9 protein-coding genes and 1 pseudogene are annotated in these 15,420 nt (G+C 32.2%); 5 read left to right on the forward strand and 5 right to left on the reverse strand.

Annotated elements, in window-relative coordinates; genetic code table 11:
• Positions 1–139: 139 nt before the first annotated feature.
• Positions 140–1,288 (reverse strand): 23S rRNA (uracil(747)-C(5))-methyltransferase RlmC, encoded by a 1,149-nt coding sequence (rlmC, locus tag GQ596_RS01410; protein ID WP_160399899.1) that lies wholly within the window; start codon positions 1,286–1,288, stop codon positions 140–142.
• A 219-nt stretch (positions 1,289–1,507) separates the two neighbouring features.
• Between rlmC and map the strand changes: the two genes are divergently transcribed.
• On the forward strand, positions 1,508–2,296 hold the full coding sequence (gene map / locus GQ596_RS01415; RefSeq protein WP_160399900.1) for a type I methionyl aminopeptidase: 789 nt from the start codon (positions 1,508–1,510) through the stop codon (positions 2,294–2,296).
• 53 nt (positions 2,297–2,349) lie between these two features.
• Here map and GQ596_RS01420 read toward each other — a convergent pair whose 3' ends face one another.
• Together GQ596_RS01420 and GQ596_RS01425 are read right to left on the reverse strand one after the other, a co-directional pair.
• Entirely contained in the window at positions 2,350–3,219 is an 870-nt protein-coding gene (locus GQ596_RS01420) for a co-chaperone YbbN (RefSeq protein WP_160399901.1), read from the reverse strand.
• Between the two features lie 20 nt (positions 3,220–3,239).
• Positions 3,240–4,010, reverse strand: coding sequence for an SDR family oxidoreductase (locus tag GQ596_RS01425; protein ID WP_160399902.1), 771 nt, complete (start codon positions 4,008–4,010; stop codon positions 3,240–3,242).
• Positions 4,011–4,108: 98 nt separating this feature from the next.
• Here GQ596_RS01425 and GQ596_RS01430 point away from each other — a divergent pair, with 98 nt between their 5' ends.
• Positions 4,109–4,801 carry a 5'-methylthioadenosine/adenosylhomocysteine nucleosidase gene (locus GQ596_RS01430; RefSeq protein ID WP_160399903.1) on the forward strand — a complete coding sequence of 231 codons (693 nt, stop codon included), beginning with the start codon at positions 4,109–4,111 and terminating at the stop codon, positions 4,799–4,801.
• A 76-nt stretch (positions 4,802–4,877) separates the two neighbouring features.
• On the opposite strand, the gene rnd is transcribed toward GQ596_RS01430, so the two are convergent.
• Together rnd and GQ596_RS01440 are read right to left on the reverse strand one after the other, a co-directional pair.
• A complete protein-coding gene (rnd, locus tag GQ596_RS01435) occupies positions 4,878–5,975 on the reverse strand; it encodes a ribonuclease D (RefSeq protein WP_160399904.1) in 1,098 nt (365 codons plus the stop codon).
• Between the two features lie 39 nt (positions 5,976–6,014).
• Positions 6,015–7,160, reverse strand: a complete 1,146-nt coding sequence (locus GQ596_RS01440) for a metallophosphoesterase (protein WP_160399905.1) — start codon at positions 7,158–7,160, stop codon at positions 6,015–6,017.
• A gap of 80 nt (positions 7,161–7,240) precedes the next feature.
• On the opposite strand from GQ596_RS01440, the pseudogene cmoA reads away from it, so the two are divergent.
• The 3 genes and pseudogenes from cmoA to GQ596_RS01455 form a co-directional block, all read left to right on the forward strand.
• Positions 7,241–7,963 (forward strand): annotated as a pseudogene (cmoA, locus tag GQ596_RS01445) (carboxy-S-adenosyl-L-methionine synthase CmoA); the annotation flags it as partial.
• A gap of 36 nt (positions 7,964–7,999) precedes the next feature.
• Complete coding sequence (gene cmoB / locus GQ596_RS01450; protein WP_160399906.1) at positions 8,000–8,968, forward strand: tRNA 5-methoxyuridine(34)/uridine 5-oxyacetic acid(34) synthase CmoB; 969 nt, start codon at positions 8,000–8,002, stop codon at positions 8,966–8,968.
• A 180-nt stretch (positions 8,969–9,148) separates the two neighbouring features.
• A complete protein-coding gene (locus GQ596_RS01455; protein WP_160399907.1) occupies positions 9,149–15,163 on the forward strand; it encodes an alpha-2-macroglobulin in 6,015 nt (2,004 codons plus the stop codon).
• Positions 15,164–15,420: the final 257 nt, after the last annotated feature.

A 15,420-nucleotide genomic window follows, 5' to 3' on the forward strand; every position in this document is an offset into this window, starting at 1 on the left:
ATTAGTAGTATTTTGTGAAAGAGGCAATTCAACAAATTGTAATTATTTATGTTTACCCCAAAATATCTAATTTTAATTATACTTTTAAATAATATCTATTTCATAGATAGGAAATAGTATTTTTGTTTTTATTATTAGCTTACTTAGACTTTTTTTGTAATAAAACTAACACTTCCATATGTGAAGTCTGTGGAAACATATCAAATAACTGTACTTTTTGGATTTGATAAATTGACAATAATGATAAATCATCAATTAATGAAAATAAGTTACAACTTGAATATAAAATATAATTAGGAGCCATTTGCTCTAAATACTGTATAAGTATCTTTCCCGCCCCTCGTCTTGGAGGATTCAATAAAACTAAATCGGGTACATTTTGTTGAGCTATCGCATATTGTGTTGCATCAAAAGACTTAAAAACTAGCTGTTTAAAACCGAGCCTTTCTGCTGATAAGGTTGCACATTCAATTGCATCAGAGTTAATTTCAATACCAGTTAGTTGAATATTTTTTTTAGTAGAATGGCTAACACAGCTTAAACCAAATCCGCCTACTCCACAAAATAGATCCCAAATAGATTTCACATTTAAATTTGTGACCCAGTCACTTGCTGTCTTGTAAAGATTGTTAGCAACATAGGTATTTGTTTGAAAGAAACTTTTAGATTTTATAAACAATGGAATCCCATTCAAAGTTATCGATAAAAAGGAATTCTCAGTTAGCTCGATCTCTTCATCTCCTTCTAAAATAGCTGAATGATTAGGCTGAATATTAATTGAAACGACTTGTAGACTTTGAATTTTTTCTTGCAATTGATGAAAAGAACGCTTAATTTTCTCGACAAATTTGTGTGATCTTAAAACAAAGCGCAACATAAAACTACTCATCTCATTGCAACTGCTTTCTGTAATAATAACAAACTTCAGCTCGCCTTTTCGCTTATTAATATTATAAGGTACTAAGCCTTGTTTTCTGATATAAGTTCTCACTATTTTCAGAATGTTTTGCATATTATTTGAATAGAGCGGACAATCACAAAGATCAACTACCTCATTACCATTCTGAACACCTAATATCGGTTTTTCAACCGTACCTAATACCGCCATTTTGGCTTTATTACGAAAAGCAGATTCTTTGCTGGCAAAAGGCTTTTTCACTTCTATAGGATTAAATTTACTTAGTTTTTGAATCAGAGTTGTTTGTTTCTGTTCTAATTGTGTTTGATAAGGGTGATTTATCCATTGACATGACGAACATTTTTTTTGTTGATAAAAGTGACATTGCATTATGATTAAGGCCTTTTTTATAATAAATATATTATATATAAAATTGAACTAATATAATAAATAGTTTCGAATTTTATACTAAAACACATGTTTTTCAGAAAACTTTTTACAAAAAAATTATAAGAATATAGATAAAATGTGTAGTTAATCATCTGTTATGATTTGACGAAACACAGCTGTATGATAGGATATTGCCATCAACATTATAGGAAAAATTTAATGTCTATTAAGTTAAAAAACCTCGAAGAAATCGAAAAAATGCGCATAGCAGGAAAGCTTGCTGCTGAAGTATTAGAAATGATTGAACCCTATGTTAAGCCAGGTATTAGTACTGGAGAACTGGATAAAATCTGCTATGAATATATCGTTAATGTTCAAAAAGCGATTCCTGCAAATATTGGTTATAGCGGTTATCAACATACAAGCTGTATTTCAATTAATGATGTGGTTTGTCATGGCATTCCAAGTTTTGATAAAAAAATAAAAGATGGTGACATCCTTAATATTGATGTAACCGTGATTAAAGATGGTTATCATGGTGATACATCAAGAATGTACATAGCAGGTAAACCGACAATTGTTGGTGAAAAGCTGTGTCAAGTAGCGCAAGAAAGCTTATATGAATCGATCAGAATTATAAAACCAGGTATTCGTCTAAAAGAAATTGGTAAAACAATCCAAAAATATGTCGATAAATTTGGATTTTCATCTGTTCGTGAATATTGTGGACACGGTATTGGCAAGGTATATCATGATGAGCCTCAAGTTTTACATTATGATGCTGATGATGGCGGTGTCATTTTAAAACCAGGGATGACATTTACGATTGAACCAATGATAAATACAGGTGATTGGCGTACTCGCACTATGAAAGATGGTTGGACAGTCAAAACTAAAGACCATGGGCTTTCCGCTCAATATGAGCATACTATTTTAGTTACTGACAATGGAGTTGAAGTCTTAACATTGCGTAGTAATGAAAACTTCCCTCGTATTATTGAACACTAAATAAAAAAAGATTCAACAATAGCTTATTGTTGAATCTCTTCATTTAATAAACTTTAATACAATAAAGTATAAAGTTTACGGCGATATGAGCTTGCTAATGGATTACTTGTGCCGAGAGCAGCTAGCAAATCAAGTAATGTTTTTTTCACCTGCCCTTCGCCTACATTAAGATCTTGGGTAAGTGGTTTAAATAATAACTCTAATGCCTCTTCATGACGTCCAACTTGCATTAATTGAGATGATAACTGAATCATAAGTTCAACATTATCAGGTTGCTTAGCTAGTTCAGCTTGTAATAATTGCAATTCAGGTGAATTTGCTGCTTGTTCAAGTAACTCGATTTCAGCTTGTAAACCATGAAAAGTGGAATCTTGATCTTGTAGAGGAATTGTTGCAAGCACATCTTTAGCTTCACTTAATTGTTTTTGTTCTATTTGTGATTTTGCTAGCATTAAAGCAATATCTGTTCTTGGTTTCCCAAGATGATCAGTAAGCGCTTTCCAAGCTTGTCTTAATAAAGGTAATGCTTGTTCATATTTTGCTTCATTAAATAAGTTTTTTGCCTCAATAAGTTTTAGTTCATTTTCGTTAGGTAAAAACTTTATTAAAAATTCTTTGATCGTTTCTTCTGACTGTGGGCCTTGAAAACCATCAACAGGTTGACCATTTTGAAAAAGATAAACAGTTGGAATTGCTCTTAAACCAAATTGAGCTGCTAGCATTTGTTCTTCATCACAATTAAGGCTAGCTAAAATAAATTGACCATGGTGTTCATTAGCTAATTTTGTCAATACGTTTGTCATTGCTTCATAATTTGGACTTCTTGCAGACCAAAAATAAAACAATACAGGGGATTGAGAGGATCTTTCTATAATCTCTTGAATATTTTGTTCATTAACATCAAAAATAAATTGGTTTTGCATATTATGTCCTAGGTATATGGTTATTTATTCTTTAAAATTTTATCCATTAATCTATCTGGAAGCAAACGTTTAGCAATGGCAGCAATTTTAGTTATTTTTGTTACCCTGTAACGTATTTTAGGGGTTTTATTTTCAAGCGCATGAAATAAATAAGGTAACACAGCTTCTGGTGGTAACGTAAATCGTTTGGCAATAGGTGGGTTTTTTACAATATTTTCTTTTTCTGTTTGATTAACATTATTTGAAAAATACGTTTTTAATGGTCCTGGTTCAATCAGACTAACTTTGATATTGGTATTAGCTAATTCTAATCTTAGTACATCGGACCACGCTTCTAATGCATACTTACTTGCAGAATAAGCACCACGACCAGGAGTAGCGATAATACCAACAATTGAACTTGTTTGAATAATTCGTCCTTCATTTTGTTCAATCATCGCAGGAAGTAACAGTTGAGTTAATTGATGAATCCCAAAGAAATTAGTTGAAAATTGTGATTCCAACTGCTCACGACTAATAGTATTTAATCGCCCATACACACCAAAACCTGCATTATTAAATAATGCATCTAATTTACCATTTGTTAAGGTTAAAACTTCCTGAGCTGCTTGGTCAACTGAGTCGGGATTATCTAAATCAAGCAAAACTGTTTCAAAACCTTGCTCAATAAGTTTTTTTTGATCAGATAGTCTGCGACATGACGCAATAACGCGATACCCTCGTTTTTTTAAGGCAATGGCCGACACTAAACCTATCCCACTCGAACAGCCCGTAATAAAAATAGTTCGCAATTTTATAGCTCCGTTAATTCATATATTGTCAAGTTTATCTCCAGCAATTATGATAGCACATCTAAATTTAAGTTATGCAAATAAGCCAAGAGGATCCTATGAAAATCGCCATTATTGCAGCAATGGAAGAAGAAGTAGCCATATTAAAAAGTAAAATTACTCATTACCACGTTGAACATCATTTAGGTTATGTTTTTCATCTTGGAAAAATTTCAGGATGTGACATAGTTTTGCTTCAATCGGGTATTGGTAAAGTTGCTGCAGCATCAGGCACTACTGTACTATTAAATAACTATAAAGTCGATGCAGTTATCAACACGGGATCAGCCGGAGGGTTATCTGCTACTCTTAATATTGGTGATATTATTGTTTCAAAAGATGTTTTTTATCATGATGTTGATTTAACAGCTTTTGGTTACAAACCAGGACAAATGTCGGGTTGCCCTGTTACATTTAAGGCAGATCAAAAATATCAATCACTCGCCCAAAGTTGTATAAAAAAACATGGTGTTAATGCGATTGAAGGATCAATTGGTAGCGGCGATGCATTTATCAATGGTAAAGCTACATTGGAAAAAATAAAACAAACCTTTCCTGAAGCAATCGCTGTTGAAATGGAAGCAGCAGCTATTGGTCATGTTTGTTGGTTATCTAAAGTCCCTTTTGTTGTCGTTCGAGCTATTTCAGATAATGGTGATAATGAGTCCGCCGTTGATTTTGAATCATTTTTAAAATTAGCAGCTGCACAATCATCACTTATTGTTGAATCAATGCTAAGTGAGCTTGCATAAACTACATTTTAAAATGATGTGTATTCCCAAAAAAGCCAATCATATTTAAGATTGGCAATTGCTATCAATAAAAATACTAAGCATCATCAATGTCAAAACAATATTTTTCAAATAAAGCTTTTCGCCAGCCTATTAATATTTCAGGCTTATCATCGTTTTTATTAGTTTGCCATTTTACGTATTGATTAATTAACCGACGAGAAATTAATAAATCAGGATTAAGTCCAGTCTGCTTAGCTAGTTCTCTAGCCGCTTCCTTTAATTTATCAGAAATATACTTATAATTAGGGTAACTACTCACCTTAAATACAGGTGGAATGTCGGGTATTGATTCAGATAAAATAGCTAAAATTGTTTGTCCATACAAACGAATTTCCTTCCCTTTCATGCCTAACTTATTAAGTTCAGCTAATGATGTAGGTGAATAACGTGCAACTTTAAATAATACTTCTTCATGTATAACAAAATTCAAAGCAATATCTTGTTCTTTAGCTAGCTTGTATCGCCAATTAGCTAATTTATATAATCGACCTAAACTTTTACCTTTTAGTTGCCAATTATTTTTAATATTTAAATAAGCATCTTTGGGATCCATAACTTCACATTTACGCATAACTGCCATTTGGCACTCTTGATAAGCTGCTTGTAAATAATTGTTTGCGCTTAATTGTGATTTTAAAATGTTTATTAGGGGAAAAAGATATAACACATCATTTATGGCATACTCGCATTGTCTTTCAGTTAATGGGCGTTTTAACCAATCTGTTCGAGTTTCGCTTTTATCAAGCTCTATCTCTAAATATTTTTTTACTAAATTAGCATAACCACAACTAAGTGGATTATCTAAAAACGAAGCCAATATTTGGCTATCTATAATAGGAGTGGGTACTATTCCGAAATAATGGAGAAAAACCTCGATGTCTTCGCTACACGAGTGAAAATATTTTTCAATTTTAGGATTGCTTAAAATGATTAGAAAATCCTTCCAATCATTGATTGCTATGGGGTCAATTAATGCCGCATGTTCTCCATCAAATATTTGTAACAGCCCTAAATGAGGATAAAAGGTTTGAGTTCGAATAAATTCAGTATCTAACGCAATCGCCGAACTATTTTCGATTTTAGAACAATAATCAGCTAATTGATCATCATTAATAATAAGTTGATAAGACAAAGTCAAATTCCTATTCCTATTCAGATAAGGTAAGTTAATTTATTGTATGTGCTTTTCAAATGCAACATCAATTACCACAATTTCAGAACGGGTCATTAAGCGAATGGGCGGTCCCCAAAATCCATATCCACTACTGACTATACTGGTGAAATGATGCTCTTCATTTTGATACAAACCATAAGCATTTTTATACATTAATTTTTCTATAAGATTAATAGGAAATATTTGCCCTGCATGGGTATGCCCAGAAATCATTAAATCAACACCTAGCTTTTCTGGTTCAGTAAGATCTTTGGGTTGGTGATCTAATAAAATAACAGGTGTATTTGTATTTGCAAACATCATCAGCTCGTCCAATGTTGCTCTTTTTACATCATAAAGAGCTGAAGAAAAATCATCTCGCCCAATTAGTGTAATACCCACATCATCAAGATAGACAATATCATCCTTCAAAACTTTCATATTTGCTTGTTTAAAAGCATGAATAATATCTTCTTCACGATTATTTTGTTTTCTAGTATTTAAATATTCATGGTTACCAAAAATAACATAAGTGCCATATTTTGACTTTAGTTGTTGCAATTGCTTATCAAAACCATGTTCAATAAAAGGTGCTAAACGTTTATCTAATGTATCACCAGTAATGACAATAAAATCAGCATTTAATTGGTTTACTTTATCAATCATTTGCTGAATAAATTCAGTCGACGTTAATTCATTAATATGAATATCGCTAAGCTGCACAATACGTAAATGTTCAACATGGGCTGGTTTGTCAATTTTTACTTGATAATAAACGGGGTTGGGACTGATTGCCATTTTATGGCCCCAATAAAATAGTGACAAAACAGCGCTTATATAAACAATTTTAAGCCATAAATTAGGTTTTAATTTTCTTTTACTAAACAGATAGATTGCATCAAAAATCAATAGTGTAAAAATACTACACAGCACTACTGCAAAAATAGAATTAAAAACCAGAGATAGTTTATTAAAAGTACCGTCAAATACCCTAGAAAGTACGAGAGATAATCCTGCGGTCACAACAACCACCCAATAGATGATTTTATAATAACCTGCTAAATGAAAATTAAACCAAAATAACCATCTTTTCCCTAAATACACAGCTATTAAAATACAGATAATAATGGCTATAAAAGGAACAGCAAAATTAATAAAGCCCATAATTATTAGAACAATTGAATACAAAAAATGATATAATAACAGAATTATTTTTTATCGTACCACTAACTTTTATGGATCTCAAAAAAGACCAATTATTCAGCGTACCCATCGAAAAATTAGGGGATTGGACTTTTGACGAAAAAGTCGCCGAGGTTTTTCCGGATATGGTTCAACGTTCTGTTCCTGGTTATTCCAATATTATTTCAATGATCGGAATGTTGGCAAAACGGTTTGTCCAACCAAACTCGATGATCTATGATTTAGGTTGCTCTTTAGGTGCGGCAACCCTTTCTATTCGTCGTAATGTCAATCAAGAAAATTGTCGAATAATTGCCATTGATAATTCTTTACCAATGGTTGAGCGTTGTAAACGACACATCGAATCTTACAAAGCAAACACCCCTGTAGATGTAATTTGTGATGATATTTGTCATATTAACATGCAAAATGCATCAATGGTTGTACTCAATTTCACCTTACAATTTTTAACCCCGGAAAATCGTCAACGTGTTTTAAATAATATCTATAATGCGTTAAAACCAAATGGCATTTTGGTACTATCTGAAAAATTTAGCTTTAATGATTCCACTATCGATGAGCTGCTATTTAATATGCATCATGATTTTAAACGAGCTAATGGCTACAGTGAACTGGAAATCAGCCAAAAGCGTAATATGCTAGAAAATGTGATGCTTACAGATACAATTGAAACTCATAAAAAACGGCTTGCTGATGCAGGTTTCTCCCACATTAATACTTGGTTTCAATGTTTTAATTTTGGCTCGATTATTGCCATAAAATAACAGTTTGATATAAGCGTAATTGACAAGGAACATACAATGATTGATTTTGGTGATTTTTACCAGATTATTGCAAAAAATAAACTTAGTAGCTGGCTTGAAGTATTGCCCGCACAACTCGCAAACTGGCAAAAACAGAATATTGATAACCGCTTTAATCAATGGCTCAATAGCATTAAGCATTTACCATCTATTACGCCTTATCAAATTGATTTATTGCATAGCGTAACAGTAAAAGCGCAAGAACCACTTTCTGCCGGCGAACAACAAAGAATTACCCAATTACTAAAAAATATGATGCCTTGGCGTAAAGGCCCTTTTCACTTGTATGGTATTGATATTAATACTGAATGGCGCTCAGATTGGAAATGGGAACGGTTAATTAATTATATAGATAATTTGGAAGGGAAAACCGTCTTAGATGTTGGTTGCAACAGTGGTTACCATTTATGGCGGATGATTGGCGCAGGAGCCAAACTCGCTGTTGGAATCGATCCTATGGCGCTTTATTTATGCCAATTTGAAGCAATTCGCAAACTGTTAGGTAATGATCAGCGAGCTCATTTATTACCTCTTGGAATTGAACAACTACCAAAACTTAATGCCTTTGATACTGTATTTTCAATGGGGGTATTATACCATCGAAGATCGCCACTCGATCACCTTTATCAATTAAAAGATCAACTTGTTGACGGTGGACAATTAGTTCTCGAAACGTTAGTCATTGATGGTGAATTACATCAAGCATTAATGCCTGGGGAGCGTTATGCACAAATGCGTAATGTTTACTTTATTCCATCCGTTCCAACAATGATTAACTGGTTATGCAAATGTGGATTTTCGGACGTAAAAATGGTCGATATATCACCAACAAGTTTAAAGGAACAAAGAAAAACAGAATGGATGACTTCTGATTCACTAGCTGATTTTTTAGATTCAAATGATTTAAGCAAAACCATTGAAGGCTACCCTGCCCCAGTGCGAGCAGTTTTTATCGCTAAAAAATAAACTGAATTGATAACTATAAATACCTATAATTTAAAATAGTTATCCGATATGTTTGAATATCTACATTTTGTTTTTTGTAATTGGTATTTTTGCGTAGTGTGTTATATTATTAATAATTAGTATAAAAAAATAAAATACAATTAATTTTAAAATTAATATCTTAGGAATAGGAAATAAATAATGGGATTACTAAAATTAATCTTGCAATTGCCTTTTTATATTTTGCAAAAAGCTTGGGAAATAGTCAGCTATTTTCTTCTTTTTCTATTAGTTTTAGCAAAAGGAATTTTTTGGTTATTTAGCCCAATTATTGGTGATATAAAATGGTCAACACCAAGTTGGTTACCTAATGTAAAAAATTTTTACTATGCAATAGGTTTTACATTAAACAAAATAAAAACATTCATTGGTGCAAGTATTATTTTTAGTTTTATTGCTTATTTTTCTGGTAATTATGCCTACCACTGGTATTTAAACCGTCCAAAACCAATTGAACCGGCGCCTATAGTAATTAATAAATACTCAGCTAATTTATACTCACCTAGCACAGATGACTACACACTATTGATCACATTTACTGGCGATAACCGTCCGCCATCATCGATAAAATCGGTCAAGAAAAAAGAAATAACCGAAGGTGTTAATATTTTACCTAACATTGAAGGTAAATGGACATGGTCGGATGATTCAACAATAAGTTTCACACCAAAAGATAAAAAGTGGCCAATTGGAGCTATTTATACAGTGGTATTAGATCCATCAAAATTATTAGATAAAAATTGTGAACTAATAAGAAAAAATAAAACGTTTACCTTTACCACCCCTAAATTTGAATATAATTTTAAAAATTATGGAGAACTTTACTCAGACCCTACAGAGCTTAAAATAAGAAACGTTATTAATACAATCCAATTCAGCCATCCTGTTGATAGAAATAGTTTTGAAAAAAATATTACTTTATCACTTTATGAAGATAATACATTTTTAAAAAATGTTGATTTTAAAGTTACTTATGAAAATAATGACAAGATTGCATATGTAAAAAGTGCAGATGTTCCTTTGCTTGATAAAGCTGGTTATTTGAGAATGACAATTAATAAAGGAGTTACTTCAACGTTAGGAGGAAATCCACTAGATTTTAATATATCTAACGCAGTAAATATACCTGATAAATATCATCTAAACATTACTAAATCAGAGCTTACATTGGTTGAAAAAAGTAATGAAAAGATACAACAAGTATTAGTTTTATCATTAACTCATGCGGTAAAATCTGAGGATTTATCGAAATTAGTTAAAGTCTGGAAATTGCCTAAAAATCCAGATAGTCCATATAAAGAACGATATTACAACAGTTATTCTAGTAGTTATGAAACAAAATTCAATGTAACACCAGAAATACTTAAAAAAGCAACACCTTTATCAATAAAACCAATTGATACTGAACTCGCTTATCAAAACCAAATTAGTTTTGAATTAAAAACAGAACAAAATTCTGAATTATATATTGAAGTTAACCAACCTTTATCATCTCAAGAAGGTTACTTTCTAAAAGGACAGTATCAAGAAATATTAACTGTACCTAATTATCCAACTTATCTTGATTTTGCTGCTTCTGGTTCACTATTATCTTTATCAGGCGATAAAAAACTACCTATAGTATCGCGCAATATAGAGCAGATGAAGTTAGAAATAGATCGCGTTATCCCTTCACAGCTTCAACATTTAGTAGCATTTAATGAAAGCTATGAATTTAATGATATGAATTTTGGTGAATTAGATAATGATCATTTTGTTGAAAAATATAGCATAACTAAAGATTTTACTGGGGCTCCTGAAGAAGTTAAATATACAAATGTCGATTTAACTCGTTACTTAACAGCTAACACAAATGGGAATAAAAATCGAGGTGTCTTCTTATTAAGACTTTATGGAAAAGATAAAAAAGATACTAAATATGAGTTTATGGCTTCTCGCTTTATTGTTGTAACTGATTTGGGAATTATAGCTAAAAAATCACTCGATCAATCCAATGATCTATTTATTCAATCAATAAACTCAGGAGCGCCAATTAGTGGAGCAAAAGTCTCTGTTTTAGGAATGAATGGCATCACTATTACTTCCCAAAAAACAGATAGTAATGGTCACGTTCATTTTGCTCCATTGTCTGAATACTATAAAGGTATTAAACCTCTCTTATATGTTGTTGAAAAAGAACGTGATTTATCATTTTTACCAATCAAAAGTTATGAAAGAAATCTAAATTTATCACGTTTTGATATTGGTGGTATTCGTGAAACGCTTGAAGGTGGGGAGTTACGATCTCACATCTTTTCAGATCGTGGTATTTATCGCCCTGGCGACACCTTCCATATAGGTACAATAGTTAGAGCCCAAAAATGGACTAATTCTTTAGAAGGAATCACAATAGAAGCTGAAATTTACGATCCTAAGTCTAATTTGGTACTTAAAAAATCAATTGTATTAGATAAATCAGGCTTTAATGAACTTAGCTATAAAACTAACTATGAATCCCCTACTGGTGATTGGTATATTAATTTATATTTGAAAAATGATGATGAAGAATCACGAATCCTATTAGGTTCAAGTTCTGTTTCCGTTCGTGAATTTGAACCCGATAAAACCGCCGTATCGCTCAAGTTATTACCGGAAATAAAAGAAGGATGGTTAAAACCAGAAGAAATTCAGGCTGAAATTAAAGCCAAAAATTTATTTGGTACTGATGCTGCTAATCGCAGGGTAACAAATACGTTGATTCTTGAACCTTCAACTCCTTATTTTAAAAAATATGAAGACTACTATTTTTATCAAAATACTTCTGGGGTAAGAAATAGTTTTAAAGTTGAATTAGATGAACAAACGACAGATGAAAACGGCATAGTAAAAATTAATCTTAATGACAACATGCAAAGCTTTGAAGGCAACTACACGCTAAGAATGTTAACCGATGTTTTCGAACCTGATAGCGGTCGAAGTGTTGCTGCGACAGCAAGCACCTTTGTATCACCAAACGATTATTTGGTTGGTGCAAAAACGGATGGTAATTTAAGATACATTAATAAAGATTCAGTCCGCCATATTGATTTTATAGCTATTAATCCAGCTTTAGAAAAAATAGAATTATCTGATCTAAAACTTGTTTTAATCGAAGAAAAATATCTATCGGTATTAGTTAAACAATCTTCGGGGGTTTATAAATATGAATCACGCCGTAAGGAGTCGTTACTATCAGAACAACCGTTCAAGATTAATCAAGATAAGACTAGATATCAATTAGATAGTAAAAATCCTGGTAACTATATTATCCAAATCAAAAATAAAAAGGACGAATTACTTTACCAAAGCAAATACTCAATTGTGGGAACCGCTAATGTTACTCGTGATTTAGACCGTAATGCTGAGCTTTCACTAAAGATTAAAGATGCACAATATAACCCGGGTGATGAAATAGAAGTCTCAATTACAGCGCCTTATGTTGGTAGTGGTATTATTACCATTGAGCGAGACAAAGTTTATGCTTGGAAGTGGTTCCACACAGATACAACAAGCTCAATACAAAAAATAACCCTACCAAAAGACATTGGCGGTAATGGTTATATTAATGTCCAATTTATTCGTGACCCAAATTCAGATGAAATTTTTATGAGTCCACTTAGTTACGGTGTTATACCTTTCAAAATTTCAAATGAACAATTTAATGATAAAATCGTATTGCAAGTACCATCATTAATAAAACCAGGAGATACACTACCAATTACATTACATACAAATACACCACAAAAAGCAGTTGTATTTGCGGTAGACGAAGGGATTTTACAGGTCTCAAATTATAAACTTAAAGATCCATTAAATAGCTTCTTACGCAAAAAAGCACTATCGGTAAGAACATCGCAAATTTTAGATCTTATATTGCCAGAATTTCGTCATTTAATAACAGCCTCGGCTCCAGGTGGTGATGGTGATAATGATGATGTGTTATCAAATCATTTAAATCCATTTAAACGAAAAATAGACGAACCTGTAGCTTATTGGTCAGGTATTATTGACGTCGATGGTGATAAAACCGTTGAATACAAAGTGCCTGATTATTTCAATGGCAAGATTCGTATCATGGCAGTATCAGTTGGTGACAAAACAATGGGACATACACAAATGTCAACAACAGTACATAATGATATTGTTTTACAACCTAACGCCCCATATTTTGCTGCACCAAATGATGAGTTTGAAGTTTCACTCAATGTAACTAACCTGATTGAAAACATTGGCGATAAAGTTATTCCAATTGATGTTAAAGTTTCAACCACGCCTAATCTATCTATTATTGATGACAATAAAAAAACTATTGAATTAGCTAATGCTAAAACGGGAGTTTTAAAATTTAGATTTAAGGCAACTGATAAACTTGGCAATGGCGATCTTCACTTTTCCGCCAACTATAATGATATAACAATTACTCGTGATATAAGCCTTTCAATAAGACCATTAACTGAATACAGATTAATCACTAGAATGGGAAGAATGGCAGACCATAAACAAACATTTACTGATTTTAGAGACATGTATAGTAACTTAAGTAAACGTGAAGCAGCTGCGTCTTATTCACCATTTATATTAAGTAAAGGACTAAGTACCTATTTACAAGATTACCCTCACTACTGCTCTGAACAGATTGTTAGTCGCGCAATTCCTATTTTGATCGCTAGTAAATATAAGGAATTTGATCTGGCCTCAAAAGAAGGAATAGCTCCGTTATCAGAATTATTCCAAGTTTTGCAATCTCGTCAAAATAGTGAAGGTGCAATTGGCTTATGGTATTCAACTTACAATGTTAATCCATTTATTACATTATATGCAGTAAACTTTATGCTTGAAGCAAAAGAAATGGGCTATAAAGTCCCTAAAAAAATGCTTGATAATGCTAATAAATATTTACAAACAATTGCTGAATCTAGTAGTACTAGTACTTATGGTTTAAGAGTTCGCTCTTATGCTATCTATTTATTAACAAGGCAAAACCAAGTAACAACAAGCTATTTAGCCTCTATCATGCGTGATCTTAATCAAAAAGAAGACTCATGGAAAAAAGATATAACTGCAATGTATTTAGCTTCATCTTATAAAATGCTAAAAATGGATAAAGAAGCAAATAAATTAATCAAACCAGTTTGGCAACAGTTAGAAACTGCATACAACCATGCTTGGTGGACCAACAACTATTATGATCCACTAGTTGTTAACGCGGGAAAAATCCATTTAATCAGTAAACATTTTCCTGAAAAAGCAAAAGATATTCCTGCGCAAGCATTAGAAAATATGGTTATCATGCTTAATAAACAAAAATATACTACTCAATCAGCAGCAATGACAATATTGGCTTTAAGTAGTTATTCATTAAGTATCGATAAATTAAATTTATCTAATGATACTCTTCAAATTAATGCAGTATCCAAAGATACAGAAAAACAAAAAATCATTGCAAATTTAAATGGAATTTTAGCTAAAGGAAAATTTAGTGTTCAAGATGAACAATTAAATATCATTAATAAATCAAACTTACCTGCTTGGTATATGCTTTCTGAGCAAGGATATGACAAAACGCCACCTAACGAACCAATTAAACGAGGCCTTGAAGTATATCGTGAGTACACAGATCTTGATGGTAAACCTGTTGAGCAAGTCAAACTCGGCGATAAAATCAATGTTACAGTCCAAATTCGTGCTCTAGCTAATGAAGGCATGACTAACATTGCTATTGTCGATTTACTACCTGCTGGATTTGAAGTTGTGCAACAAGCAATTACCCCTAAAGAAGATAACAATGACGAATATATGCAAGAATATGATGATGAGTGTGAAGAATGTGAAGACTATGAAGACTATGAAGACGATGAAGACGATGAAGACGATGGTTATCATGACTGGGTTTCGCCAATTGCTATAAAAACAGATGAAAACACTTGGTACCCAGAATATGCGGATGTCCGTGAAGATCGTGTTATCATCTATGGTTCGACACATAATGATAAAATACAGAAGTTCACCTATCAGATTAAAGCAACTAATGTAGGAACTTACAGCATCCCACCTGCATTTGGTGAAGCAATGTATGATCGTGATGTGCAAGCTGTATCAAAAGGAGGACAAAAAATAAGTATTATTTCACAACAATAGTTGTTTTACAGCTAATCACTCACTAAAACGGGCTTATAGCCCGTTTTTTATAAGAGAAACAATAATATATTTTGGTCTTATATGCTTTTACTAAAGATGAAAAAAGACACGGCTAATTTACTTCCTTATAATTATAAATCGAGTTTTGAAAATTCTGATATTAGTCTTATAAAAAATTTTTATATTCAAGCTTTTAATTTTACAAATAAAATTTTACCTTGACAGCACAAATAGGCTATATACAAGCAACGGTATTT

The sequence above is a fragment of the Gilliamella sp. Pra-s60 genome, from assembly GCF_009795755.1.
In the GTDB taxonomy this organism is placed as follows: Bacteria; Pseudomonadota; Gammaproteobacteria; order Enterobacterales; family Orbaceae; genus Gilliamella.